Below are 23,755 nucleotides of genomic sequence, written 5' to 3'. Positions count from 1 at the left end.
AGATACTAATCGGCCGAGGGCTTAACCCGGAAGGGTTAAGGATCAGATCAGGAAGACATGGCAAAACATTCGTTACCGGTTTTGAAGGCTCGGTCCAGGCCGGGTTTACGTCTGGCGGTTATAGCGAAGAGGTCACACCCGTTCACATCCCGAACACGGCCGTTAAGCTCTTCGGCGCCGATGGTAGTGGGGGGCTGTCCCCCTGTGAGAGTAGGTCACTGCCAGGCAAAAGATGAAGAGGCATTTTCCAGAAATGGAGAATGTCTCTTTTTTAAGTAGAGCATAAGGAATCCATTTTAACTTGCGATCATGGACAGTTAATTATGGTAAACTAAGTCTATGCTGGAGAACAGATTAAGACTGACGGCTGGTGCCGGTATTCCGGTATGATCATGATAATTTGAAACAGGAGAAGCAGCCGGTCCTGTTGGATTTCCGGAAGGTGCGAAGAATGCAGCAACGGATAGTACGTTCACCTGAAGAGACAATGGCTTTCGCCGGGAAACTGGCCGGGATCCTGGAGCCTGATGATGTCCTGACGCTTTCAGGCGATCTTGGGGCAGGTAAAACTGTTTTTACGAAAGGCCTTGCTAAGGGCCTGGGCATTCAGGAAATGGTCAGCAGCCCGACATTTACGATTATCAAGGAATATCGCAGCGGACGACTGCCGCTCTATCATATGGATGTTTACCGGATCAGCGATGAAGAAGATATCGGTCTTGAAGATTACTTTGATCAGGGCGGCATCACCGTCATTGAATGGGCTGAGAATATCCCTTCCTGGCTGCCCGCGGATTATTTAAATGTCGTGATCACCCGGTTAGATGAAAAGGCAAGAAAGATTACCTTCACCGCTCACGGTCCCAGATCAGAACATTTATACAGGGAGATTATGAAAGATGAAGATACTGGCAATTGACTCATCCAATCTGGTGATGGGGGTCGCCATCACTTCCGGAGCGAAAGTACTTGGCGAAATTGTGACGAACAGTAAAAAAAATCATTCTGAGCGGCTGATGCCTGCGATTTCGCAGCTAATGCAAGATACTGGGGTGTCTCCTGAGGGTCTGGACCGGATCGTGGTCGCCCAGGGTCCGGGATCCTATACAGGCCTGAGAATCGGCGTCACGATTGCAAAAATGATGGCCTGGACGCTGAAGAAACAATTAGTCGGTATTTCCAGTCTGGAAATCGTGGCACAGAATGGCCGCTACTTTAACGGATTGATTGCCCCTTTTTTTGATGCAAGACGGGGCCAGGTGTTTGCCGGTCTGTACAAGAGCCGTGGTGACGAAATTGTACCGGCCGTGCCCGATCGTCTGCTGCTGATGAAAAACTGGCTCGCGGAGCTGGCAGAGCTTGATCAGCCGATTCTTTTTCTGAGCAATGACATGGGTAAATGGGCGGATACGCTGACTCATTTTCCAGGAGCGGTTCCGGGCACGGCTGCTCAGAATATTCCTCATCCCTCAGAACTTGCCCGGCTGGGTGCCGCCGGAGAGCCGGTCGGCGATATTCATCATTTTCTGCCGACGTATCTGCGCCTGGCAGAGGCAGAAGCTAAATGGCTGGCCAGGCAGAGGCGATAACCGTGGAGCAGCTGAATACGATGCGCATCCGGGTGATGACGATGGAGGACATCGATCAGGTCATGATTGTCGAACACAGTGCGTTTGAAGTTCCCTGGTCGAAGAATGCTTTCATCAGTGAGCTGGCGAATAATCATTTTGCAACCTATTTTGTCGTTGAATTGGGCGCGCAGATCGTCGGTTATTGCGGCATCTGGGTGATTGTTGATGAAGCGCATATCACGAACCTTGCCGTTTTGGGCGGCTACCGGGGGATGAAGATTGGTGAGACACTGCTGCGCCATGTGCTGCTGTATGCGCAGCAGAAGGGGTCGCGGACGGTTAGTCTGGAAGTGCGCATCGGAAACGACATTGCCAAGTCGCTCTACCGTAAATTAGGCTTCAGGAGCGGCGGCATTCGGAAAAATTATTATTCAAACAATCAGGAAGATGCTTTAGTGATGTGGGTGAGATTATGAACTTGGATATAAATCAGAAAACAATGATACTGGGCATTGAAACAAGTTGTGATGAGACAGCCGCGGCCGTCGTCGAAAACGGACGAATCATTCGTTCCAACGCAGTCGCTTCCCAGATCGATATACACCGTCGTTTCGGCGGGGTCGTACCGGAAGTCGCATCACGCCACCATGTCGATCAGATTACGGTAGTCTGCGAGGAAGCAATGGCCCAGTCAGGCGTTTCGTGGAAAGATCTGGATGCGATTGCCGTTACTCAGGGGCCGGGGCTGGTCGGCGCCCTGCTTGTGGGGGTAAACGGGGCAAAGGCACTGGCATTTGCCCATCATCTTCCACTTGTTCCAGTGCATCATATTACCGGACATATTTATGCAAACCGTTTTGTCCGGGAGCTGATCTTTCCGCTGATTGCCATGGTCGTTTCCGGTGGACATACGGAGCTCGTCTATATGAAGGAACATGGTTCGTATGAAGTGGTCGGTACGACACGCGATGATGCGGCGGGTGAGGCGTTCGACAAGGTGGCGCGGACACTTGGGCTTCCCTATCCGGGCGGCCCGGAAATCGATCGCCTGGCAGCGGATGGAAAGGCGTCGATTCACTTCCCGCGTGCGTGGCTCGAAGAAGGTTCGCTTGATTTCAGCTTCAGCGGACTAAAGTCGGCGGTCATCAATTATCTGCACAATGAAGCGCAGCGCGGGAACAAAATAAGCCAGGAGGACGTGGCCGCCAGTTTCCAGGACAGCGTGGCCGAGGTGCTGGTCCGTAAGACAATGGTTGCAGCGGAACGTTATCATGCAAAGCAGATTCTGGTAGCGGGCGGTGTTTCCGCCAACAGCAGGGTCCGTTCAGAGATGGAAAGGGCAGCTGATGTCAGGAACCTTCCACTCACAATCCCACCGCTGAAACTGTGCACGGATAATGCGGCAATGATTGCGGCAGCCGGGACCATCGGCTATCTGAAGGGCATGAGGGCAGACTTGACGCTGAATGCGCATCCCAATCTGCCGATCGAAGCATTTTAAAAAAAGAAGAAAAGGAAAGGCCGGGAGAAATCCCGGCCTTTTTTGACTTTAGTAAAAGTTCTTTTGCTGCATCAGGAATCATTAAATTGAGATCACGGAAACGCTCCGAGTTCACGCAATGGCGCTCCGAATCCGCTCCAAATCCGTCAAGCCAGCCAATCAGCGATCCGCCGATTTCAATTAAATGCCTCAAGTTCAAGCTGATCCGATTCCCACTGTTCCATTAGTTTACTGAGCTTCGCCTTGTTCCGGTCAATCTGTTCCTGGACTTCGCCGGCCTTTTTAGCATCATTGAAAACTTCCGGTGTGAGCAGAGAATCTTCTGCCTCTTTGATCGTTTCTTCCATCTGGCTGATCTGCTGCTCCAGGTCGTCAATCGACCGCTCCAGCTGGCGCTTCCGCTTCTTTTGCTCTTTATCCTTAAGAAATTGTTGTTTTCCGTCAGGGGCAGCCTCTTCCTTTTTCGCCTGCGGAGCACTCTGGGCATCCAGTTCAGCGATTTGCTGCTGTTCGAGCTTCTTTTCCTGGTAATAATCGTAATCGCCGAGATATTCGGTGATCCCGGCGCGGGAAAGTTCAAGAATACGGTCGGCAATATCGTTAATGAAATACCGGTCGTGGGAGACGAACAGAATCGTTCCCGGGTAGTCTATCAGCGCACCTTCGAGGATCTCCTTGCTGTCCAGATCGAGATGGTTCGTCGGTTCGTCAAGAATCAAGAGATTATCGTGGCGCATCATCAATTTAGCGAGCATCAGCCGGGCTTTCTCGCCGCCGCTTAGCTGAGATACATATTTTGCAACGTCATCACCGGAGAACAGAAAACCTCCGAGAATATTGCGGATTTCATTTTCCGGTTTCAACGGATAGTCGTCCCACAGCTCGTTCAGAACGGTCTTTTCATTCGTCAGGCTGGTCTGTTCCTGATCATAGTAGCCGATCGTTACCTGGCTGCCGAGACGGACGTCCCCCTTGAGCAACGTAGAACCGCCGGCGATGGACTTCAGCACGGTGGACTTACCGATACCATTCGGTCCGACCAGCGCCACCCGTTCGCCGCGTGTCAGGTGAAAATTGAGTCCGCGGATCATCGGCGCGTCGGCCGCGTAGCCGACGGTCAGATCGGTGACGGCGAGTACGTCGCGGCCGCTCTGTTTCTCAATCTGAAAGGAGAAATCGGCAGACTTTTCATCACCCCGCGGCTTGTCCATGAGGTTCATTTTCTCCAGCTGTTTCCGCCTGCTCTGCGCCCGTTTGGTTGTTGACGCACGGACGATGTTCTTGCGGACGAAATCGGTCAGGCGGGCAACCTCTTTTTGCTGTTTATCATACGTCTTCATAGCATTCTCGTAAGCCGCAGCGCGCAATTTCATGTAGCGCGTGTAGTTGCCGTCGTATTTTGTTACCGTGTGCCCGGCGACTTCGTAGATCTTGGTCGCCACTTTATCAAGAAAATACCGGTCATGGGAAACGATGAGCACGCTCCCTTTATATCGCTGCAGATAGCCCTCGAGCCAGGTCAGCGTGTCGATGTCAAGGTGGTTGGTCGGTTCATCAAGAATCAGCAGATCCGGTCTGGTGAGGAGCAACTTTCCTAAAGCCAGCTGGGTTTTCTGGCCGCCTGAGAGATTGCTGACCGGCGTATCTTCAGGAAAACTGCCGAAGTTCAGTCCGTTCAGCACGCTGCGGATCTCCGCCTGATACGTGTACCCGCCTCTGGAACGGAATTCGGCCTGCAGCGTATCATAGCTTTTCAGCAGCTGGTCCTCATCCGAACGATGGGCAAAATGGTCCGGGTCGGCCATCTGTTCTTCCATCTTCCGCAATTTTTTCTCGATTTCGGTCAATGGTTTGAAGACAGTCAGCAACTCGTCGTAGATGCCGCGCGTTGAGTTAAGCGTCGCATTTTGCGGCAAATACCCCATCGTCCGGTCCTTGGGCATAATGACTTCACCGCTGTCGGCGCTCATCTGTCCGGCGATGATCTTCAGCAGCGTGGACTTGCCGGCTCCGTTTCGTCCGACCAGTGCCACGCGTTCGCCAAGCTTCACTTCAATGGATATATTGGTTAAAATCGGGTTAGCAGCAAATGATTTACACACGTCATTTGTTTGCAACAGGATCATTAGTGTTCACCTCGGGTAAAACAATAGGGGGATTCCCGGGTTCAGGAAATCTCAGCAATGACTAAATACCCCTTTATTGTAGCTTAATCGGGTTTTAATCGGCAACTGTGCATTTATTAGAAAAAAAGAAGTGCACGGCACAAAGATTGTGAAAATAGGAACAATTGATGCCGCGGTTGTTGTATAGTTAAAAAGGAATGGTATCAATTTAATTTTAGACGGTTTTTTGTGAGTCCTTTTGGGAGAGATATCCTATCTGAAAAACTGATGCCGGTCATCTAATAAGGAGGACAGGAGTATGGCAACTCAGAGAGTACCGCAGGCCACCGCAGAACGACTGCCGCTCTATTACCGCTCTTTGCAGCGTCTGGTCGATAACGGGAAGACACGTATCTCCTCATCTGATTTCGGGAAGATCGTGCAGATCGATTCGACGACGATCCGTAAAGATTTCTCCTATTTCGGCGCACTGGGGAGAAAGGGATACGGCTATAATACGCAGCACCTGCTGGAATTTTTAAGGAAGACGCTTTATCAGGACGAGCTGTCCAAAGTCATCCTGATCGGTGTCGGCCATCTGGGGACTGCGTTGCTGAACCACAATTTTGAAAGGAATAACAATACACGTATCGTGCGGGCATATGATATTAATCCGGAAAAAGCAGGAAAGGAGATTGGCGGAACAAAGATTCATCTGATGGACGAACTGGCGAAAACGGATAACAGCGACATCACCGCAGCGATTCTGACAGTTCCTGCGGAGCGCGCTCAGGAAGCGGCAGAACAGGCTATGGCTTCCGGAATCCGCGGTTTCCTGAACTTCTCTCCGGTCCGGCTTACCCTGCCGCCGGATGTCTATGTCCGTCATGTCGATATGACCGTGGAACTTCAGGCACTGATTTACTTCCTGAATCACTCGATGGAAGAGAAACAAAATAAGTGAACGGTGCTTCTGTGAAGTGGTAGAATAAATAAGGCGCCATTTGCAGGCGCCGGGTACGGCAAAGAACCAACAGCCGGCTGTTTTGGAAATGAACACAAGGGTGGAATAGTGAAAATGATACAGTTGAAGTCGGAAAATGAAATTGCCGAGATGAAAAAGTCCGGTCATCTGCTTGCTCTGACTCACAAAAAGATTAAATCGATGATCCGTCCGGGGATTACGACCTGGGACATTGAAGAATTTGTTAATGAATTTCTTGAGAAACACGGAGCTACGCCGGAGGAAAAAGGTTTCGAAGGCTACAAATATGCGACCTGCGCTTCAGTCAACGATGAGATCTGCCACGGTTTTCCAAACAAGAAACCACTGAAGAACGGGGATATCGTCACGATCGATATGGTTGTCAACCTGAACGGGGCGCTCTCTGATTCAGCATGGAGCTATGGTGTCGGCACGATTTCCGATGAAGCGGAGCATCTGTTAAAGACAACAGAAGAGGCGCTGTACGAGGGCATTAAGCAGTCCGTCGTCGGCAACCGGCTCGGGGATGTCGGTCATGCGATCCAGGAATACGCCGAATCCAGAGGCCTGAGTGTCGTCCGCGATTTTGTCGGCCACGGTATCGGACCGACGATGCATGAGGATCCGGCAGTGGCCCATTATGGCAAACCGGGACATGGCCTGAGATTAAGAGAAGGCATGACGATTACGATCGAACCGATGCTCAATGTCGGCGGCTGGCAGGCCAAGGTCGATCCGAACGGCTGGACAGCCCGGACGGTGGACGGTTCACTTTCTGCACAGTACGAACACACACTGGCAATTACCAAGAACGGTCCGGAAATTCTGACGACGCTGGACGACGATGAAAAATAACTTATTACAAAGATAGGCTCTGTTAAACTTGTCTGTTGTTTTTCACTTCAGACGCTCGCTTTCCGCGGGCGATCCGCGAGCCTCCTCGCAGGAGTCTCGCGTCTCCCGTTCAAAACAACACAGCATAAAACAACAGTAATGGTGAACAGAGCCAAAAGAAAAAAAGAATCCGGATTTTCTCCGGATTCTTTTTTGTCGGTCATTTTTATTCGTTTTAGAAAAGTCCGGCGAATCCGGCTGATGACACGCCATAGCTTATCAGGACCACAACCGTGTTCATTGTGGCATGCATAAACATATTCACGGCGATCCTGTGGGTCATCTGGTACGTGAAGCAGAGGAAGACACCGATCAGGACATAGACGAGCAGGTTGTGCAGATCCTGATGCATGACGGCGAAGATCAGCGAACTGATCAGTGCGGCAAACCAGAAGCCGATCTTGTGCCGCATGCTGCCGAACAGGATCTTACGGAAAACGATCTCTTCCAGTATTGGTCCGACAATGCTGACGGTCAGCAGGAACACCGGAGAATAGCGGGTCAGCGTCTCGACCTGGCGGGTATGTTCGGATCCGGAAACCTGGCCGAAGATGGCAAAATTGATCAATGTCGCAAGCATCTGCAGGGCGAACAGTGCGAACACACCGCCGACTGCCCATACGATCGACACAGGCAGAGACGCCCGCTTCACATCGCGGAGCAACTGGCGATCCGGCCAGAGCAGCAGCAGAACAATTGCCAGCGTCACGAAGAACACGGTTGTATAGACTGCTCCGTAGCCTTGCCGTACGGTCGGAAACTTGCGGGCCAGCGTCATGAAGCCGGGAATATACGGAGAAAGCAGGCAGAGTAAATAAATAATGACAATTGCCGTATAGCGTTTGACCAAAAAGGAACACCTCATATCTATCCGGAAGCCGCCATCGCAGCAAATTGAAAGCGACGGGAGTGATTTAGGATAGTAATATTTTTCTGTATGTTTCACATTTTAGCATAGCTGCACATAAATCATTAAAAATCTGTCTGTTTTTCACAATTTCCGGCGCTGAATAAAATTCGGGAAGATTTCAGGTAAAAACTTGCAAATCATAAGTGAATTGATTATCATATTAAATGGATTAGCACTCAGGCGAAGAGAGTGCTAACAAAGTACTTAACTTAACGTTTTTAAGGAGGGTATTTTTTTATGTTAAAGCCATTGGGTGATCGGATCGTTATCGAACCACAGGAAAAAGAAGAAAAAACAGCAAGTGGTATCGTACTTCCTGATTCGGCTAAGGAAAAGCCGCAGGAAGGGCGCGTTGTCGCCGTCGGTGCCGGCAAGGTTTCCGATAAGGGCGAACGGATTGCTCTTGATGTAAAAGAAGGAGAAAAAGTCATCTATTCAAAATATGCAGGCACGGAAGTCAAGTATGACGGCAAGAAGTATCTGGTTGTTCGTCAGGACGACGTTCTGGCTGTTATTGAATGATTGATACCTGTTTTTCAATGAAGCAGGTAATAAATTTAGGAGGGACATTCCAAGATGGCAAAAGAAATTAAGTTTGGTGAAGAAGCACGCCGTTCGATGCTGCACGGCGTCGATGTGCTCGCAGACGCTGTAAAGGTAACACTCGGACCGAAAGGCCGCAATGTGGTTCTCGACAAGAAATACGGTTCACCTCTGATCACCAATGATGGTGTTACGATTGCAAAAGAAATCGAACTTGAAGATAAATTTGAAAACATGGGCGCGCGTCTGGTTGCTGAAGTAGCCAGCAAGACGAACGATGTTGCCGGTGACGGTACGACCACTGCGACGGTTCTGGCTCAGGCGATGATTCGCGAAGGCCTGAAGAACGTTGCTTCCGGTGCCAATCCGATGGGCATCCGCCGCGGTATTGAAAAAGCAACGGATGCGGCTGTTGAAAGCCTGAAGAAGAACTCCAAGCCGATCAAAGGCAAAGCATCGATCGCACAGGTTGCTGCGATCTCCGCGGCTGATGAAAAAGTCGGCGGACTGATTGCCGAAGCTATGGAAAAGGTCGGCAATGACGGTGTCGTTACGCTCGAAGAGTCCAAAGGATTTGCAACGGAACTGGATGTCGTCGAAGGCATGCAGTTCGACCGCGGCTATGCTTCAGCTTACATGGTTACCGACCAGGATAAGATGGAAGCCAACCTGGAAAATCCATACATCTTGATTACGGACAAGAAGATCTCCAACATCCAGGAAATCCTGCCTGTTCTTGAAAAAGTTGTTCAGCAGGGCAAGCCGATGCTGATCATTGCCGAGGATGTTACCGGTGAAGCACTGGCTACACTCGTTGTCAACAAACTGCGCGGCACATTCAATGCAGTCGCTGTTAAAGCTCCGGGCTTCGGCGATCGCAGGAAGGCAATGCTGGAAGATATCGCTGTATTGACCGGTGGCCAGGTTATTTCCGACGATCTCGGTCTTGACCTGAAAGAAACGACAGTTGATCAGCTGGGTACTGCCGGCAGAGTCATCGTTACAAAGGACAACACGACGATTGTTGAAGGCGCTGGCGCATCTGACAAGATCGCTGCCCGTGTCGGCCAGATCAAGGCTCAGCTGGCTGAAACAACCTCTGACTTCGACAAGGAAAAACTTCAGGAACGTCTGGCAAAACTGGCCGGCGGCGTTGCCGTCATCAAAGTCGGTGCAGCCACTGAAACGGAACTGAAGGAACGCAAACTGCGCATCGAAGACGCCCTGAACTCAACGCGTGCCGCGGTTCAGGAAGGCATCGTTGCCGGCGGCGGTACAGCTCTGGCCAACGTCATCAAAGACGTTGCCGCAGTCAAGGCTGAAGGCGACGAACAGACTGGTGTTAATATCGTTATCCGTGCCCTTGAAGAACCGGTTCGCCAGATTGTTCAGAACGCCGGACTTGAAGGCTCCGTCATCGTTGAAAAGCTGAAAGGCCAGAAAGTCGGCGTCGGCTATGACGCTGCCAAGGACGAATGGGTAGACATGATCGAAGCCGGTATCGTCGACCCGACCAAAGTTACACGTTCAGCGCTGCAGAACGCTGCATCTGTTTCAGCTATGCTGCTGACCACAGAAGCCGTTGTTGCTGACAGACCTGAAGACGACAAAGCTCCGGCTGCTCCACAAGGCGCACCGGGCATGGGCGGTATGATGTAATTGGAACTCAATAAATCCTGTCATGACGGGATTTTTGAGGATAATCAGAGCATCAAAAAGCAAAAAATCCTCATTTAGTTTCAAATGAGGATCATAAAGTGAATTTTCGGATGCCTCTCAGAGATTGAACTGTTTTCTGAGAGGTATCTTTTTATGTTCTTCCGGATGCGCTTTCAGTCATTTTCTACTGGTTCATTGCTTTAAATCAGCCCGTTTCAAATCCCTGATATCTGTTTCCTGTTCGAGCGAGCGCATGGCTAATGTTTCAAAGATCTTATCCTGCCTTGCCTGTCCGACTAAAAGCGCGGACTGATCGGCTTTTATTTGTGTGATGTCTTCCGAGTTCTTGACTACCTGCTTTGTGATGACATCCAGTTTTTTATCATGCTGATCAAAATGTTCTTTCGTCTCGATCCTGAACTCGGACAACTCTTTTTCTAAGCCGTTCAGACGCCCATTAATGCCGTCAAAGCGCTTATCAATGCCGTCCAAACGCTTATCAGTACCGTCAAAGCGCTTATCAACGCCGTCCAAACGCTTATCAATATCGCTCAACTTATCTACAATTTGCTTCAAAAGTTCATCGGACATAAAATTCAGCTCCCATTGGAAAAATTAAACTTTTCTCAACCGATTTTCATTCATTTAAAGACGCCATTCAGACTGTGTCGAGAAGTCCTTCAAACAGCTGCTCAACCACCTCTGCCAATCTCCTCAATAACGCTTTCCTCTGCCGCTCAATAAGCTTTTTGTAAGGCAAAAGGGCTGTAATTAAAATTAATTATAGAAAACACTGGCTTTCCAGTCTATATCAGATACAATAATATTTTCCTGGAAGTCGTTCCTGGGCTTGAACGGCAAAATAATTCTGAAGGGGACTGAAAATGTACGGGAAACTGCCTGAAAACGGCAAATGATTACCGTATAGACTATTTACCCGCTTTGATGATAATGGGAACCACTCGACTGTAAATAGCCGAGTTTCAGGGCACATAATTACAATAGAACACATGTTCGAATGTGTCAACAAGGGAAGCTGCTCAAGATGCGGAGCGTCTTGGCAGTAAACCGACGCATTTTCTTCATTAGCAGATGTTATAAACTCGAAGAATTTTCTGAAAGATCGGAAGAGAGAAATGCTAAACCAATAAGGATCATGATTGGCATGATGATCGAAAGTGTCCCGTTTACCCAGTTGTGCCGTCTGACCAATTAAAAAAAGGAAATCAGATCGGTGTTCCTGCACACAAGTTGATATAATTGGGAAAGGATCCTGCGCAATGGGAATAAGAATCTGGGATTTTAATAAACCGTCAGGGAGTTGAATAAATGGAAAACGAAGACATCAAATTTGGTGGTTCAATCAAACTCAATGAATACAAAAAATTGAATCACTATGCCAGACGAAAACTGTTCGTCATCCTTCATGTGGCCTATTTCATTGTAATGTTCTTTGTGTGGTTGATTCTTGTCGGCGGTATCCTTGGATCAACTATTTTTGCACTGATATTTACACTTATACTTTTTACGGTCATTCAAATTGTTGTCCCCTTTCAGATAAGAGGCGAATATAAGAGCAATCAGTTATTGAGAAGCGACGTACAGTACGTTGTAAATCGCAGCGGTATCACACAGACTCGTGGCGTGTCAAAAGTCTTCCTGGATTGGAATGATTTTCGGTCTGCTTTTGAATATAAAGACATGTTCCGAATACTGATTTGAAAGCACCAGAATCTGCTGATTCCAAAAAGATTTTTTGTATCGCATGAAGATATACGGGAATTCAGCCGTTTACTTGCTGAGAACATGCCGAAGAATAAGGTTAAAATACTGTAGGAAAAAGTTCATTGCCGAATAACGACTTTTGTTCCGATCCTCACTTTCGATGAAAGTTCCAGAACATCATGGTTGAACATCCGGATACAGCCGCGCGACACGTTTTTTCCAATCGACGCAGGGTTGTTGGTGCCGTGAATGCCATAGTGGGGGCGGGACAGGCCCATCCAGAGCACGCCGAATGGTCCGCCGGGATGGCGCTGCTTGTTAATAATGGTATAGGTTCCGACCGGCGTCGGCGTCAGGATTTTTCCTGTGGCGATCGGGTAGGTTTTGATCAGGCGCTGATCGTCAAAGAGTTTCAGTTCATGCCGCAGTGTCGAGACATCGATCCAGGCAACCATGCTTATCGCCTCCGGGTTATCGATCATGAAGAAGACGGGGGACTCTGGAGCGCCGAGAATGCGCGGGCTACTTTTTGCGCAAAACGGAGCGGCGGTTCAACCGACTGAAGATGGATATACAGGATATTCGGAACGGTGTAGATCCAGTGATTGTGCAGCCCACTGACAATGATGCCCTGCTGCGTGAGCGACCACATAAATCCGGGCACTTCTTCCTCAAGAATAGCGATTTCGCCGAGATTCAAAGCGTTTCCGGAGGCATCCAGTGATTCGAATAACAGATCTGCGGGTCTGACGCTGGTGGCGGGCCGACCCTGGACGGTGACGGAAAAACGGCGATGCAGTCCGACGGAACAGACGCCGTTTTGTGCTTCCGGTTTTCCGCCGAGAAGGTCGGCGAATTGCCGGCAAAGGGATTCAAAGTTGTTCATGGTCTCACCCCGCGCAAGAGGATCCGCGCGCGATGAGACCGCACGCGTCATATCAGCTTATGATGTGCGGCGCAGCTTGATGTGCTTTTAATGCGGCAATGATGCCTGGCAGTGAAGTATTGCACTGTTGAAAGTAGCCGGTCATCGGGCAGGGTTCCGACGCGATCCGGCGCAATACATAGGGGATGGTGAACCTTTCCATCCGCAGCTGGTCAGTGACTTCCGACCAGCGCAGCGGAGCGGCGACGGTAGCGCCTTCCTTCCCGCGCGCGGAATAGGGACAGATGATCGTCTTTCCCTGTGCGTGCTGGACGTAGTCAATGTACAACCGGCCAAGACGGTTCTTCTTCAGCCGTTCGGTCGTGAATTCGAGCGGGAATCTTTGCGTCAGCACAGTCGCAATGAACGACGTGAACAGGCGCGTCTCCGCATAGGAGAGTTTCGTACGGTGCAGGGGAAGGTGAATCTGGATGCCCCGGCTTCCGGAGAGTTTCGGGTAACTTTTTACCGCTAACCGGTCGAAAAGTTGTTTCATCTCCCGGGCCGCATGGACGGCCCACGGAAAGTGCTGACGGTCAGGCGGATCGAGGTCAAAGACGATCTCATCCGGATCGTCGCTACTGAAGGTCTGAAAGGGAATATGAAACTCAACGGCTGCCTGATTGCCCAGCCAGACGAGTGTGGACAGGTTATTGCAGATGATCCGGCTTTCTGCATCCTCTGTCACCGTCTGAACAAAATCGGGGACGTTGTCGGGAAAATGTTTCTGGAAAAAGGAGTCGCCGGGTACGCCGTTCGGGTAGCGGATCACCGTCAGCGTTTTATTCTCTAAAAACGGAAGCATGCGGGAAGATGCCTGGACCAGATAAGAAAGATAGCTCGCTTTTGGAATCGGGGGGTTCTTCCAGATCAGTTTATCGGGATGGGTGACCGCAATATCCGGATGGATTGCTGGATGGATCGCCATTTAGTTCACCTCAAATCTGCATTGGTCCGGGGTTTCTGACACAACGGACTGAATCACCGGCTGCCGCAGTGTCCGTCGTTCGGTCCAGCCGGCGTACTTCACTTTTACGGTCAGCAGCGGCCGGATCCACACCGTCGGCCGGTCCGTGTCAGGCACTGCACGAAACGGGCAGCGGTCCGTTTTAGCGCGCTCGATCCATTCACTCAGCTGTTTCCACTCTTCCGCCGACAGTTTTCCCGGGCCGGCGCTTCCGACGGAGACAAACTGATCCTGCCTGTCGTAGAGACCAAGCACGACCGCGTTCATCGAATCCTGTCGGTACATGGCACCGCCGATGACGGCGATCAGATCGCGATCATACTTGATCTTCTGCCACCGGGCATCCTTGCCGCCTAATGCGTAGCTGCTGTCCCGCTTTTTCGAGACAATGCCCTCCATGTCCTGGTTCCTGATGATGTCAAACAGCGCTGTCCCGTCTGCACTGGATGAAACAAGATGAACGTGATCGGTTTCGCTGATGATGGTGCGCAGCAGATCGGTCCGCTCCCTGAGTGTCCGGTCATTGACCCAGCGGCCATTATAAAAAAGAATATCAAAGATCATGTAATCCGCCGGAATGGCCGCAACAAGCGCTTCGACCCGGCCGTACCGCCGGATACCGTCGCGCCGCATTACCTCATGGAACGAGGGTTTGCCGTCCGGCCCGAGGGCAATCACTTCGCCATCGAAGATTGCCGAATCGGCGGAACAATAGTTTCTGACATCGGTCAGCTCCGGGTAATTGGCCGTTCGTTCGTTTTGCCGGCGGTTAAAGAGACGGACCCTGCCGCCGTCGGCATAGGTCAGCATCCGGACGCCGTCCCACTTGATTTGATGGATCCATTCAGGTCCTTCAGGGATGCTGTCCGATGCGACGGGTTCAAACGGTCTGACCGGCTCAATCTTCATGAGCCGGCCGTCTTTCTCCGCCGCGGTGCCGCACTTTTTCTCGGCTTAGACTGCTTCACGCTGGCTTCCAGAGCCGCAAGCAGGTCGACCACATTACCGGTTTTCGGTGCACCTTTTTTCTGTACCGGTTTCACACCGGCCACTTTGTCGGTGATCAGCTGTTCCAGTTTCAGACGGAAATTGTCCTTATACTGCTCCGGCTTGAATTCGGCGGTCAGCTGGCCGACCAGCTGCGCGGCAATCTCGATTTCTTTCGGGGCGTTTTCCGTGATGACCGTATTCAGGCCCGGAACATCGGCCATGTTCCTGACTTCATCCGGATAGTACAGCGTCTCCAGCAGCATGCCGCTGCCATAGCTGCGGATCGCTGCCAGATGCTGCTTCGAGCGAATCATGATATTTGCCAGGCCGATTTTTCCGGAATCCTTGATGGTCTGCCGGAGCAGGGAATAGGCTTTCAGCCCCTGGTTGCTGTCGGGCCCGATGAAATAGGACTTTTCAAAGTAGATCGGATCAATTTCACTGAGATTGACGAAGTTGATAATCTCGACACTTTTACTGAGCTCACCCTGCAGGTCATTCATTTCTTCCTCAGTAATCATCACAAACTGGCCGGGGGTATACTCGTACCCTTTCACAATGTCTTCATTTTTCACTTCCTTGCCGCATTGGGAGCAGGTCCGGCTATAGTTGATCGGCGCCATACAGTCCTTGTGCAGCATCCGCAGTTTCACATCTTTGTCTTCTGTGGCGGTATACAGTTTAATCGGGATATACACCAGCCCGAACTGGATCGACCCTTTCCACATGGTCCTGAGCATGAACCTCACCTCAGGATGTAGTATGCTCAGTTACCGCGATTCAATCAGCCAAGACGCGTCTGGAAAAAGGTTTCCGGTATCACTCCTTCAGTTGCTGCAGAAACCGCTCGATCGCTTCGGCCAGGGCGCTGTCATAGCTGCCGGCATAGCGCCTGAGTTCATCGATCGACGGCGCCTGATGGGCCGCAGCCCAGTCCTGATAGGCGGCGGGACTCAGCCGGGATGCGATAAATCCGGCAAGTGGTCCGAGCCATTTTTCATCGGAATCAAGCAGCACGTCCTCAGCCGGCGGCAGGGCCAGCCGCTTCCGGATTTCGGCAATGCTGCCGAAACGCTTGCGGAGTGTGCTGACCGACGGCGCTTTCGTCTGCTTCTGACGCCACACTTCGTACGCCTGCGCAGTGAACGGATCGCCGATTTCTCGCTGGTAGCGCCGCAGTGTCCGGATCAGCTGATCGTCGGAGAAGAGCCTTGACGTCTCAATCGTTGCGTGGGGAATCAGTCCGGCCTGAACCTTGGCCTCATTGAATCCGTGCAGCCGCTGGGCAATTTGCGCGGCGGTCGGATATTCTTTGTGGCGGCGCTGCCAGCGGGTATACTCGTTGCGCGTAAACGAGAAACTGAGGTATTCGGAGGCGATTTTCATCGCATGGATGCATTCGGATTCAGTGAACCACATGTGCTCCCTCTTCTCTGATCAGCTGTTTTTCTCCGCATCGAAAACGGACACCTGAGTCGGTTCACAGAAGAAGCTCTCCGTGCGGACGTTGAACCGGGTAAAATAGGGTGCCTGGTGATGCATATCGACGGCCTGCTGATCTTTCCATTCTTCGACCATGATGAACATGTCCGGGTCAGTGATTTCCTGATAAAGGTGATAGCTCAGGTTGCCCGGCTCCATCTGCGACCCGGCAATGAGCGGAACGGTCTCGGAAAGAAATATTTCTCTGAAGTCTGGTTTAACAGTAAAAGTTGCATGGATGATTTTCATCGGCTACGCCTCCGCTTTTATTTTACCGTTAATGACGGAAAAATACGAAAACTTTACTGGCTCCTGAATCATGAGATTTTTTCAGCAAATGTCAAAGTTTTGCCGGATTGCACGTTTTCAAATAAACCTGTCCTATACTTAATTATGGTTAAAGTATGAATGCTTTCCCCCCTTATCTTGTATCAGGCAGTTCGGAAACGGACTGCTCTTTTTTTTGCCGCTGAGCGGCTTGCGGCGACAGTATGAAGAAACTTCTTGACAACAGGCTTGTATTGCCGGTATGCTCAGATAAGGAAGTCAAGTGAATAATACGGAAAAACTGGTGGAGCCTGTCAACAAGGGGCTCTTTTTGTTTTTTGGAGGTTTTGAAAACACTTATAAAGGACGGGACTGGATGGGAAACGGGGCATATATGGCCATTGTCATTTTTATTATCGCTTATGGCCTGATTATTTCCGAAAAAATTCATCGAACAATCATTGCGATGATCGGCGGTGCCCTGATGATTTTCTCAGGCATTGTCAGCCAGCATCAGGCCCTGGAACATGTCGATTTTAATACGCTGGGCCTGCTTATTGGGATGATGATCATGGTTTCCGTGACCTCTGAAACCGGATTATTCAAGTACATTGCGGTATGGGCGGGGAAGAAAGTAAAGGGCAGACCAGTCCCGCTGCTCATCGTACTCGCCGTCATGACGGCGGTCGGCTCCGCTTTTCTGGACAATGTCACAACGGTTCTGCTGGTGGTGCCGATCACGTTCAGTATGACCCGATTGCTGAAACTGGATCCGGTCCCTTATCTGATCACGGAGATCCTCATGGCTAATATCGGCGGCACCGCGACGATGATCGGCGATCCGCCGAACATCATGATCGGAAGCAGTGTTCCCGGGCTCGGCTTTATGGATTTCATCGTCCATCTGGCGCCCATTGTGCTGCTGATCAGTGTGCTCATCCTGTTGCTCCTGATCCTGATCTACCGCAAGCGCCTGCATACCACCGCGGCCGTCCAGAAAGAGCTGCTTAGGCTTGATGAAAAGAGCGAATTAACGGATCGCCTGATGATGATCAAATCCGTCTCTATCCTATGTCTGACGATCTTCGGCTTCTTTATCCATCAGTTCATCCATGTCGAGTCGGCGACAATTGCCCTTGGCGGCGCCTTCGTTCTGCTGCTGCTGACCGGGAAAAAAGTTCTGGAGCGAGCGCTGAGTGCTGTTGAATGGCCGACGATTTTCTTCTTTCTCGGTTTATTCGTGTTAGTCAGCGGTTTAATCGAAACCGGCGTGATGCGCCAGTTGGCAGAGGCAGCGATCGCGTTCACCGGCGGCGACCTGAGGAAAACATCGTTTCTCGTCTTATGGCTAAGCGCCATGGCCTCAGCATTCGTCGACAATATTCCGTTTGTTGCCACGATGATTCCGCTCATTAAAGATATGGGCCAGATGGGGATCACCAATCTGGAACCGCTCTGGTGGAGTCTGGCACTCGGTGCCTGTCTCGGCGGCAACGGGACGCTGATCGGTGCGAGCGCCAATCTGCTCGTTGCCGGACTTGCCGGCAGGGAAGGGCACACGATCTCATTTGTCCGGTACATGGGCATCGGCCTGCTGGTTATGGTGATCTCGGTGACTCTAGCCATGAGTTATATTTATTTGCGCTATCTGCTGTGATAAGTTTTGGTTGTTGAAAACGGGGGTGAAGCAAATGAATCATTTGTCCTTCAAAGTGAATGAGGAAATGATCTCCTTAACGGAGAAAAGAAACGGACAAGACTGTGAATTTTTAATCCATACGAAAACGAATGAAGCCTTGGATCGTTTGCGCAAACTGAGGGCCTTTTTTGAGGACGATAAAGTGTATACGGACATCCTGTTCTATTCGCGACAAGATCATGAGTATCAGGTGATCGTGAGACGGGATGTTTATGTCCCCTTTGTGGTTCACCTGTTTCAGCTCCAGCTGCTTTTATCCGTTGCCTGGCAGGGACACTGATTTCTGGGATAGTGCCGGTTTCTATTCTATCCGTTTTGAAGAAATAGCATATTCTGAAGGGTCGGTTGACTGTTGGAAAGGGAAGCCTTTTGGGCGATCACGGTATTTATTCTCAGCTATGGTTTCATCATATCAGAAACGGTGCACCGGACGATTATTGCGATTCTTGGTGGAACAGCACTGATCTTTCTCGGCGTCGTTGATCAGACGGAGGCGATCCGGTACATCGACTTCAACACACTCGGGCTCTTGATCGGCATGATGATCATTGTCTCAGTGACCTCGCGGACCGGTCTCTTCCGGCTTATTTCGATCTGGGCGGCAAAAAGTGTCGGCGGACGCCCGCTTGCCCTACTTATTGTTTTATCGCTGATTACAGCAACAGGGTCTGCCTTTTTGGATAATGTCACGACTGTGCTGCTCATGGTTCCCGTGACGTTCAGTATTGCAAGACAGCTGGATATTACCCCCATACCTTTCCTGATGTCGGAAATATTTATGGCCAATATCGGCGGAACGGCGACGATGATCGGCGATCCGCCGAACATCATGATCGGCAGTGCAGTTAAAGACCTGAGCTTTATCGATTTTATCACCAATCTGACACCAGTCATTCTGATGGTCACGGTCGCCACGCTCTTATTGCTGTGCTTCCTCTATCGAAAAAGTCTCAGGGGACACAAGGATGCCCGTGAACGTCTTGCCGCACTGAATCCGTTCGATGAGATTGATGACAAGGTGCTTCTGATCAAGTCGCTGTCCGTATTAGTGCTGACGGTTGCCGGCTTTTTTGTGCATCAGACGCTCGGTGTCGGGACAGCAACGATCGCTCTGGCCGGCGCCTTCCTGCTTCTCCTGATGACCGGCGAACCGTATATGGAAAAGGCACTCTCGGACGTGGAATGGCCGACAATTTTTTTCTTTGTCGGTTTGTTCGTTCTTGTCGGCGGGCTTGTGCAGGCGGGGGTGATTACCTGGATCGCTCAGGGTGCGCTTGCCCTGACCGGCGGCAGGCTCGTCCCAACCACTTTTCTCGTTCTCTGGCTGAGCGCGTTTGCGTCTTCCTTTGTCGACAATATTCCGTTTGTCGCGACGATGATTCCGCTCATTAAAGATATGGGCCAGATGGGCATCAGCAATCTGGAACCGCTGTGGTGGAGCCTGTCGCTCGGCGCCTGCCTGGGCGGAAACGGGCTGCTCATCGGTGCGAGCGCTAATCTGGTTGTTGCCGGACTGTCCGGGAAAGAAGGCCATCCGATTACGTTTATCGGCTTTATGAAAATCGGTTTGCCGGTCATGCTCCTGTCGCTGGTTATTTCCACTGTCTATGTCTATTTCAGGTATTTATTGTAACAGGTTGCCGAAGAATGGCGGGATTGATAAAATAAAGAACGTAGTTAAGGAATTGAGCGACATGGACGTTAAGATACAGACAGGACGCTTCCAGAGAGCATCCTGCTTTTCTATTAGATGAGTCAGGGAGAATAAAAAAGAACGGGGTGCACGCGGAAAAATGGGACAACCGAAAAATTTTATCATGGTCATGGATTTCGGCGGGCAGTATAATCAGCTGATTGCCAGGCGTGTCCGCGATCAGGGCGTTTACAGCGAACTGCTGCCGAACACGCTGACGGCGGAACAAGTTAAGGAAAAAAAGCCGCTGGGCATTATCTTCTCGGGTGGGCCAAGCAGCGTCTATGATGACGGCGCGCCGAAAGTCGACCCGAAAATTTATGAACTCGGCATTCCGATTCTCGGGATCTGTTACGGCATGCAGCTGATGAGCCTGCAATTCGGTGCCGACGTGGCGCACGCGGCGCACCGCGAATACGGAAAAGCGGATATCCATGCGGATAAGGACAGTGCACTGTATCAGGATCAGCCGGCCACCCAGTCGGTCTGGATGAGCCACGGCGACCTGGTCAAGGCGCCGCCGGAAGGCTTCAAGATTGAAGCGACGAGTGAATCCTGTCCGGTTGCGGCGATGAGCAATGTCGCGAAGAAGCTGTACGGCGTACAGTATCATCCGGAAGTCCGGAATACAAAGTACGGCAATGATCTGCTGAAAAATTTCGTTTTCTCCATATGTAAAGCGGAAAAGGACTGGTCGATGGCGCACTTTATTGACCAGCAGGTGGAGCAGATCCGGGAGAAAGTCGGCAGCCAGAAGGTACTGTGCGCATTGAGCGGCGGGGTCGATTCCGCCGTTGCGGCGGCGCTGGTGCATAAAGCGATCGGCGATCAGCTGACCTGCGTGTTCGTCGATCACGGGTTGCTGCGCAAAGGCGAGGCGGAAGGCGTTGTCGAGACGTTCCGCAACCAGTTCCATATGAATTTCATCTTTGTCGACGCCAAGAAGCGTTTCCTTGACAAGCTGGAGAACGTCGCCGATCCGGAAAAGAAGCGGAAAATCATCGGCAACGAGTTTATCTACGTCTTCCAGGAAGAAGCGGATAAGCTCAAAGATATCTCCTATCTTGTCCAGGGAACACTTTATACCGATGTTGTCGAAAGCGGTGCGGGCGGTTCCTCACAGACGATCAAGTCGCATCACAATGTCGGCGGCCTGCCGAAAGACATGAAATTCAAACTGATCGAACCGCTGCGCCGGCTGTTTAAAGACGAAGTGCGCCAGCTCGGGAAAGAACTCGGCCTGCCGGACGACATCGTCTGGCGCCAGCCGTTCCCGGGACCAGGCCTCGGCATCCGCGTGCTTGGCGCGGTGACGGAAGACAAACTGGCGATCGTCCGCGAATCCGACGCCATTCTCCGCGAAGAGATCAAGAACGCCGGCCTCGACCGCGACATCTGGCAGTACTTCACTGTCCTGCCGAACTTCCGCAGCGTCGGCGTCATGGGCGACGGCCGGACCTACGCCTACTGCGTCGGCATCCGCGCCGTCACATCGATCGACGGCATGACCTCCGACTGGGCACGGATCCCGTGGGATGTCCTTGAAAAGATCTCCAACCGGATCGTCAATGAAGTGGAGCACGTCAACCGGATTGTGTATGATGTGACTTCCAAACCGCCGGCAACGATTGAGTGGGAATAAAATTAGCTTGTTAATTGAGGCTAGAATGTTAATTTGACAGCATTTTGAGAAGATACAATTTGGTAGGGACATAAAGGGTTCTCCCTCCACAAAAAACCGCTAGGATTTGACTCACGAAAGTTGTGGGGCAGGGACTGGCGGCTTTTTTTGTTAGCTTGATTCAGAAAGATGCCAGTAGGAGGCGACACGAACTTACTTTGGCTCCTCATCTCTAAGGTCAAATTGGCGGTCCATCAATAGTGAGTAGATGAACTGGAACACCTGAATAAAAATCAGACGCTAACATAAAAAAGCCGACACTGAAAACCAGTGCGACTTTTAAGATTTTTTTAAGCATCGTTTTCGATCATCCTCTCATTTAACTAGATACGTAGAATACGTACCGCCTGTAGCTGAAACTTTACCTGTTCCAACCAATGTTCCAGATTTATTGAGTCCATCCTGAATACTATTGATCTGACTCTGCGTCTGCGTATCCGAGCTCGAAGAATGGGCCGCCGGTTTCTTCGCAACAGGCTTCCGTACCGGCGCCTTCTTGACCGGTGCCTTGGCCCTTGCATAACGCGTTGGCGTAACGGACTTATGAACACTGGTTCTGACCGGTGCGACCGGTGCGCGTTTGACCGCTTTCTTCACAGCAACGGATTTGCGCTTTGTAACGGCTTTGCGTGTGCGCGCCGTCACCGTCTTCTTCGCTGCGCTCTTTTTTACCGCCGCCTTCCGTTTCGACACGGTCGCCTTTTTGCTCGACATCTTTGCCGCAATTTTCTTAGCAGCGGCAGCTTTTTTGGCTTTAGCCGCTTTGACGGCCTTCGCTTTGGCTGCGGCCTTATGCGTCTGGATTTGCACCGTTTTCGGATGATGAACGGCATTTGCATTCGTTGTGCTGTTCATTGCCTGACTGCACGCCGATGTGCCAATCATAGTAAGAGCAATGACGAAAGTGAGAAGGATAACTTTGACATTTTTCAATGCATTAATGCTTAGCTTGAACATAAGATCATCGCTCCCTTCAATATTTAAATCAGCCGATTGATTTAAGTCGCAATTTAAATATGTGATCTTTAGCAGATATTCTTTAGCAGAATCCAGCATTAACTAATCACAATCATCATTTTTAATAAGATCATTATGTCTATGACAGTCATACTAATTAAGGAAACTTGGTGGACATTCAAAAGTGCTTTCAAGTAGGATAAACAAGATCTTATACGAATGTAGAGTAGGTTTAGACTTGTTATCCATCAATTATTGCTTTTCAACGTGTCCGTCGATCGCATAGATGACATATGTCTGACCTTTTGCTGAAGATATGGTCCAGGATGGATTATTCGACATGCCCATAGTTCCGCTCATGACATTCCATCCCTGATCTCCGTACTTATGTTTCAGAGCAGCAACTGCTTCATCCGCACTATTTAGAGCATATTTCTTTTGTGCTTTCTTTACTGCCGGCTTTTTCTGCTTTTGTTTGACTACCGGTGCATCCGGACTGGATGGACCAGCAACCTTATTAGCAGAATCGTCATATATATTACCTTTCCGATCAACGTAATAGTCATGTCCCGGGCCCTTTACCCAATAAACCTTAATTCCTTTTAACTCGACAGTGTTTGACATATAGCTATAAACATATGGACCATGTTTATCACCGCCGCCAATTTTTTGCTTGACCCAGGCTCTCGCCTGAGCTGGTGAACTTATAAGAATCTGAGAAGTGTGACGAACGCTGCTTTGACTTGATTTACTTGTCGAACTTGACGTATTTGACGCGTTTGGAGTACTTGAACTATTTGCTGAACTGGTTTCACTTAGCTTTCTGACTTTTTTTGTTGCTCCGTTACTACTTTCGGTTGTGGCACTCTGTACTGTTTTTTCATGGACGGCCTTCTTAGCCTGGTTCTGATCATTATTATTGTTTCCGCATGCAGCTAAATTAGATATTAATAGAACAATAACTATTGCAACGACGGATCGTGTGACAGTTTTTTTGAAAATCATGTTTCTCTCTCCCTTTTTATCGCTATTAATTGCCAGTTTCTCTGAAACGTTACAAAACAGAAATGAAGAAATCCTATCATTCTTTATATCGAATGACATGGGTTAATTTGAATAGGATACATATTCTTTGCTTCACTGCACCAATAGTTATATTACATTATCTATCAAAATACAACAATTATATAAAAATTGAGTT

At 50.2% G+C, this 23,755-nt stretch carries 25 protein-coding genes and 1 rRNA gene; 14 read left to right on the top strand and 12 right to left on the bottom strand.

Annotation, left to right across the window (positions count from 1 at the left end; translation table 11 throughout):
• Window positions 1–110: 110 nt before the first annotated feature.
• The 5 genes from rrf to tsaD all read left to right on the top strand — a co-directional run bounded on the left by rrf (window position 111) and on the right by tsaD (window position 3,072).
• A 5S ribosomal RNA gene (gene rrf / locus D889_RS0113600) occupies window positions 111–227 on the top strand.
• A 215-nt stretch (window positions 228–442) separates the two neighbouring features.
• Complete coding sequence (gene tsaE, locus D889_RS0113595) at window positions 443–919, top strand: tRNA (adenosine(37)-N6)-threonylcarbamoyltransferase complex ATPase subunit type 1 TsaE (protein WP_026039125.1); 477 nt, start codon at window positions 443–445, stop codon at window positions 917–919.
• Entirely contained in the window at window positions 900–1,589 is a 690-nt protein-coding gene (tsaB, locus tag D889_RS0113590; RefSeq protein WP_010632559.1) for a tRNA (adenosine(37)-N6)-threonylcarbamoyltransferase complex dimerization subunit type 1 TsaB, read from the top strand. The genes tsaE and tsaB overlap by 20 nt, the downstream gene beginning before the upstream one ends.
• On the top strand, window positions 1,565–2,047 hold the full coding sequence (gene rimI / locus D889_RS0113585; RefSeq protein ID WP_010632558.1) for a ribosomal protein S18-alanine N-acetyltransferase: 483 nt from the start codon (window positions 1,565–1,567) through the stop codon (window positions 2,045–2,047). Before tsaB ends, rimI begins: the two co-directional genes overlap by 25 nt.
• Window positions 2,044–3,072, top strand: a complete 1,029-nt coding sequence (tsaD, locus tag D889_RS0113580; protein ID WP_010632557.1) for a tRNA (adenosine(37)-N6)-threonylcarbamoyltransferase complex transferase subunit TsaD — start codon at window positions 2,044–2,046, stop codon at window positions 3,070–3,072. The genes rimI and tsaD overlap by 4 nt, the downstream gene beginning before the upstream one ends.
• A 176-nt stretch (window positions 3,073–3,248) precedes the next feature.
• On the opposite strand, the gene D889_RS0113575 is transcribed toward tsaD, so the two are convergent.
• On the bottom strand, window positions 3,249–5,198 hold the full coding sequence (locus D889_RS0113575; protein ID WP_010632556.1) for an ABC-F family ATP-binding cassette domain-containing protein: 1,950 nt from the start codon (window positions 5,196–5,198) through the stop codon (window positions 3,249–3,251).
• Between the two features lie 298 nt (window positions 5,199–5,496).
• Between D889_RS0113575 and D889_RS0113570 the strand changes: the two genes are divergently transcribed.
• Both D889_RS0113570 and map read left to right on the top strand, forming a co-directional pair.
• Window positions 5,497–6,141 (top strand): redox-sensing transcriptional repressor Rex, encoded by a 645-nt coding sequence (locus D889_RS0113570; protein ID WP_010632555.1) that lies wholly within the window; start codon window positions 5,497–5,499, stop codon window positions 6,139–6,141.
• Window positions 6,142–6,255: 114 nt separating this feature from the next.
• Window positions 6,256–7,017, top strand: coding sequence for a type I methionyl aminopeptidase (gene map, locus D889_RS0113565; protein WP_010632554.1), 762 nt, complete (start codon window positions 6,256–6,258; stop codon window positions 7,015–7,017).
• Window positions 7,018–7,231: 214 nt separating this feature from the next.
• Here map and D889_RS0113560 read toward each other — a convergent pair whose 3' ends face one another.
• Window positions 7,232–7,906, bottom strand: coding sequence for a CPBP family intramembrane glutamic endopeptidase (locus D889_RS0113560; protein ID WP_010632553.1), 675 nt, complete (start codon window positions 7,904–7,906; stop codon window positions 7,232–7,234).
• Window positions 7,907–8,203: 297 nt separating this feature from the next.
• Here D889_RS0113560 and groES point away from each other — a divergent pair, with 297 nt between their 5' ends.
• Both groES and groL read left to right on the top strand, forming a co-directional pair.
• Window positions 8,204–8,488, top strand: a complete 285-nt coding sequence (gene groES / locus D889_RS0113555) for a co-chaperone GroES (protein ID WP_010632552.1) — start codon at window positions 8,204–8,206, stop codon at window positions 8,486–8,488.
• A 54-nt stretch (window positions 8,489–8,542) separates the two neighbouring features.
• Window positions 8,543–10,168 carry a chaperonin GroEL gene (gene groL, locus D889_RS0113550; RefSeq protein ID WP_010632551.1) on the top strand — a complete coding sequence of 542 codons (1,626 nt, stop codon included), beginning with the start codon at window positions 8,543–8,545 and terminating at the stop codon, window positions 10,166–10,168.
• Window positions 10,169–10,360: 192 nt separating this feature from the next.
• Here the strand turns inward: groL and D889_RS0113545 are convergent, their stop codons facing one another.
• Window positions 10,361–10,759 (bottom strand): hypothetical protein, encoded by a 399-nt coding sequence (locus D889_RS0113545; protein ID WP_010632550.1) that lies wholly within the window; start codon window positions 10,757–10,759, stop codon window positions 10,361–10,363.
• 738 nt (window positions 10,760–11,497) lie between these two features.
• On the opposite strand from D889_RS0113545, the gene D889_RS0113540 reads away from it, so the two are divergent.
• Window positions 11,498–11,890: a hypothetical protein gene (locus D889_RS0113540; RefSeq protein ID WP_010632549.1), complete on the top strand. Its 393-nt coding sequence runs from the start codon at window positions 11,498–11,500 to the stop codon at window positions 11,888–11,890.
• A 122-nt stretch (window positions 11,891–12,012) separates the two neighbouring features.
• Here the strand turns inward: D889_RS0113540 and D889_RS0113535 are convergent, their stop codons facing one another.
• The 7 genes from D889_RS0113535 to D889_RS0113505 all read right to left on the bottom strand — a co-directional run bounded on the left by D889_RS0113535 (window position 12,013) and on the right by D889_RS0113505 (window position 16,506).
• Window positions 12,013–12,348 (bottom strand): L,D-transpeptidase, encoded by a 336-nt coding sequence (locus D889_RS0113535; RefSeq protein WP_010632548.1) that lies wholly within the window; start codon window positions 12,346–12,348, stop codon window positions 12,013–12,015.
• 23 nt (window positions 12,349–12,371) lie between these two features.
• Window positions 12,372–12,779, bottom strand: coding sequence for a DUF1259 domain-containing protein (locus D889_RS0113530; RefSeq protein ID WP_010632547.1), 408 nt, complete (start codon window positions 12,777–12,779; stop codon window positions 12,372–12,374).
• A 52-nt stretch (window positions 12,780–12,831) separates the two neighbouring features.
• The gene (ligD, locus tag D889_RS0113525; RefSeq protein ID WP_010632546.1) at window positions 12,832–13,746 is read right to left on the bottom strand and encodes a non-homologous end-joining DNA ligase; all 915 of its coding nucleotides are present in this window, start codon (window positions 13,744–13,746) and stop codon (window positions 12,832–12,834) included.
• The gene (locus D889_RS0113520; protein WP_010632545.1) at window positions 13,747–14,694 is read right to left on the bottom strand and encodes an ATP-dependent DNA ligase; all 948 of its coding nucleotides are present in this window, start codon (window positions 14,692–14,694) and stop codon (window positions 13,747–13,749) included. It abuts the gene before it with no gap.
• Window positions 14,691–15,515 carry a non-homologous end joining protein Ku gene (ku, locus tag D889_RS0113515; protein WP_010632544.1) on the bottom strand — a complete coding sequence of 275 codons (825 nt, stop codon included), beginning with the start codon at window positions 15,513–15,515 and terminating at the stop codon, window positions 14,691–14,693. The genes D889_RS0113520 and ku overlap by 4 nt, the downstream gene beginning before the upstream one ends.
• 79 nt (window positions 15,516–15,594) lie before the next feature.
• On the bottom strand, window positions 15,595–16,194 hold the full coding sequence (locus D889_RS0113510; RefSeq protein WP_010632543.1) for a hypothetical protein: 600 nt from the start codon (window positions 16,192–16,194) through the stop codon (window positions 15,595–15,597).
• Between the two features lie 18 nt (window positions 16,195–16,212).
• On the bottom strand, window positions 16,213–16,506 hold the full coding sequence (locus tag D889_RS0113505; protein ID WP_010632542.1) for a putative quinol monooxygenase: 294 nt from the start codon (window positions 16,504–16,506) through the stop codon (window positions 16,213–16,215).
• A 394-nt stretch (window positions 16,507–16,900) separates the two neighbouring features.
• On the opposite strand from D889_RS0113505, the gene D889_RS0113500 reads away from it, so the two are divergent.
• The 4 genes from D889_RS0113500 to guaA all read left to right on the top strand — a co-directional run bounded on the left by D889_RS0113500 (window position 16,901) and on the right by guaA (window position 21,558).
• Complete coding sequence (locus tag D889_RS0113500) at window positions 16,901–18,181, top strand: ArsB/NhaD family transporter (protein WP_026039122.1); 1,281 nt, start codon at window positions 16,901–16,903, stop codon at window positions 18,179–18,181.
• A gap of 34 nt (window positions 18,182–18,215) precedes the next feature.
• Window positions 18,216–18,503 (top strand): hypothetical protein, encoded by a 288-nt coding sequence (locus tag D889_RS0113495; protein ID WP_010632540.1) that lies wholly within the window; start codon window positions 18,216–18,218, stop codon window positions 18,501–18,503.
• Between the two features lie 72 nt (window positions 18,504–18,575).
• Window positions 18,576–19,856 carry an ArsB/NhaD family transporter gene (locus tag D889_RS0113490; protein WP_010632539.1) on the top strand — a complete coding sequence of 427 codons (1,281 nt, stop codon included), beginning with the start codon at window positions 18,576–18,578 and terminating at the stop codon, window positions 19,854–19,856.
• A gap of 160 nt (window positions 19,857–20,016) precedes the next feature.
• On the top strand, window positions 20,017–21,558 hold the full coding sequence (gene guaA / locus D889_RS0113485) for a glutamine-hydrolyzing GMP synthase (RefSeq protein ID WP_010632538.1): 1,542 nt from the start codon (window positions 20,017–20,019) through the stop codon (window positions 21,556–21,558).
• Window positions 21,559–21,912: 354 nt separating this feature from the next.
• On the opposite strand, the gene D889_RS0113480 is transcribed toward guaA, so the two are convergent.
• Together D889_RS0113480 and D889_RS0113475 are read right to left on the bottom strand one after the other, a co-directional pair.
• On the bottom strand, window positions 21,913–22,554 hold the full coding sequence (locus tag D889_RS0113480) for a hypothetical protein (protein WP_010632537.1): 642 nt from the start codon (window positions 22,552–22,554) through the stop codon (window positions 21,913–21,915).
• 252 nt (window positions 22,555–22,806) lie between these two features.
• Complete coding sequence (locus tag D889_RS0113475) at window positions 22,807–23,559, bottom strand: hypothetical protein (RefSeq protein WP_010632536.1); 753 nt, start codon at window positions 23,557–23,559, stop codon at window positions 22,807–22,809.
• Between the last annotated feature and the right edge of the window lie 196 nt (window positions 23,560–23,755).

Origin of the sequence: Sporolactobacillus vineae DSM 21990 = SL153, assembly GCF_000377985.1 — a bacterium.
GTDB classification, from domain to species: domain Bacteria; phylum Bacillota; class Bacilli; order Bacillales; family Sporolactobacillaceae; genus Sporolactobacillus; species Sporolactobacillus vineae.
Note: the sequence above shows the minus strand (reverse complement) of the source record. Positions and strands in the feature narration are given on the sequence as shown.

Excerpts from the sequence above, each read along its gene's own strand:
- D889_RS0113510 (WP_010632543.1), bottom strand. The coding sequence starts at position 16,194 with ATGTGGTTCACTGAATCCGAATGCATCCATGCGATGAAAATCGCCTCC.
- D889_RS0113570 (WP_010632555.1), top strand. The coding sequence starts at position 5,497 with ATGGCAACTCAGAGAGTACCGCAGGCCACCGCAGAACGACTGCCGCTC.
- D889_RS0113480 (WP_010632537.1), bottom strand. The coding sequence starts at position 22,554 with ATGTTCAAGCTAAGCATTAATGCATTGAAAAATGTCAAAGTTATCCTT.
- groES (WP_010632552.1), top strand. The coding sequence starts at position 8,204 with ATGTTAAAGCCATTGGGTGATCGGATCGTTATCGAACCACAGGAAAAA.
- groL (WP_010632551.1), top strand. The coding sequence starts at position 8,543 with ATGGCAAAAGAAATTAAGTTTGGTGAAGAAGCACGCCGTTCGATGCTG.
- D889_RS0113575 (WP_010632556.1), bottom strand. The coding sequence starts at position 5,198 with ATGATCCTGTTGCAAACAAATGACGTGTGTAAATCATTTGCTGCTAAC.
- D889_RS0113495 (WP_010632540.1), top strand. The coding sequence starts at position 18,216 with ATGAATCATTTGTCCTTCAAAGTGAATGAGGAAATGATCTCCTTAACG.
- rimI (WP_010632558.1), top strand. The coding sequence starts at position 1,565 with ATGGCTGGCCAGGCAGAGGCGATAACCGTGGAGCAGCTGAATACGATG.
- map (WP_010632554.1), top strand. The coding sequence starts at position 6,256 with ATGATACAGTTGAAGTCGGAAAATGAAATTGCCGAGATGAAAAAGTCC.
- tsaB (WP_010632559.1), top strand. The coding sequence starts at position 900 with ATGAAGATACTGGCAATTGACTCATCCAATCTGGTGATGGGGGTCGCC.
- ligD (WP_010632546.1), bottom strand. The coding sequence starts at position 13,746 with ATGGCGATCCATCCAGCAATCCATCCGGATATTGCGGTCACCCATCCC.
- D889_RS0113505 (WP_010632542.1), bottom strand. The coding sequence starts at position 16,506 with ATGAAAATCATCCATGCAACTTTTACTGTTAAACCAGACTTCAGAGAA.
- ku (WP_010632544.1), bottom strand. The coding sequence starts at position 15,515 with ATGCTCAGGACCATGTGGAAAGGGTCGATCCAGTTCGGGCTGGTGTAT.
- tsaD (WP_010632557.1), top strand. The coding sequence starts at position 2,044 with ATGAACTTGGATATAAATCAGAAAACAATGATACTGGGCATTGAAACA.
- D889_RS0113530 (WP_010632547.1), bottom strand. The coding sequence starts at position 12,779 with ATGAACAACTTTGAATCCCTTTGCCGGCAATTCGCCGACCTTCTCGGC.
- D889_RS0113500 (WP_026039122.1), top strand. The coding sequence starts at position 16,901 with ATGGGAAACGGGGCATATATGGCCATTGTCATTTTTATTATCGCTTAT.
- D889_RS0113535 (WP_010632548.1), bottom strand. The coding sequence starts at position 12,348 with ATGGTTGCCTGGATCGATGTCTCGACACTGCGGCATGAACTGAAACTC.
- D889_RS0113545 (WP_010632550.1), bottom strand. The coding sequence starts at position 10,759 with ATGTCCGATGAACTTTTGAAGCAAATTGTAGATAAGTTGAGCGATATT.
- guaA (WP_010632538.1), top strand. The coding sequence starts at position 20,017 with ATGGGACAACCGAAAAATTTTATCATGGTCATGGATTTCGGCGGGCAG.
- D889_RS0113475 (WP_010632536.1), bottom strand. The coding sequence starts at position 23,559 with ATGATTTTCAAAAAAACTGTCACACGATCCGTCGTTGCAATAGTTATT.
- D889_RS0113540 (WP_010632549.1), top strand. The coding sequence starts at position 11,498 with ATGGAAAACGAAGACATCAAATTTGGTGGTTCAATCAAACTCAATGAA.
- D889_RS0113520 (WP_010632545.1), bottom strand. The coding sequence starts at position 14,694 with ATGAAGATTGAGCCGGTCAGACCGTTTGAACCCGTCGCATCGGACAGC.